The 350-nt window shown below is 49.4% G+C and carries 1 protein-coding gene; it reads left to right on the top strand.

Annotated elements, in window-relative coordinates:
* A partial coding sequence (locus QWI17_RS03305) for a transporter substrate-binding domain-containing protein (protein ID WP_302721077.1) occupies positions 1 to 350 on the top strand: 350 nt, incomplete at both ends.

Raw genomic sequence — 350 nt, 5'->3', positions numbered from 1 at the left:
ATGAAAATTCGTAAACTCTTTGCCGCTGCCGCACTGATTGCGGGAGGTCTGATGGCCGCTCAGGTAGCGACTGCCGGCGATAAAATTCGCATTGCAACTGAAGGGGCTTATGCGCCTTTCAATATGGTAGATTCCAGCGGTGAGCTAATCGGTTTTGATGTTGAGATAGCTAAAGCACTGTGTGCCCAGATGAAGGCTGATTGTGAAATTGTGGCTCAGGACTGGGATGGTATTATTCCGGGGCTTCGCGCGCGTAAATATGACGCGATCGTGGCTTCTATGTCGATTACAGAAGAGCGCATGCGTGTTGTGGACTTCTCTGAGAAGTATTATTCCAATGTGCTGGCGTT

It is taken from the genome of Gilvimarinus gilvus, assembly GCF_030518155.1.
In the GTDB taxonomy this organism is placed as follows: Bacteria; Pseudomonadota; Gammaproteobacteria; order Pseudomonadales; family Cellvibrionaceae; genus Gilvimarinus; species Gilvimarinus gilvus.
The sequence above is the reverse complement of the archived record's forward strand: the minus strand, read 5'-3'. Positions and strand labels throughout refer to the sequence as shown.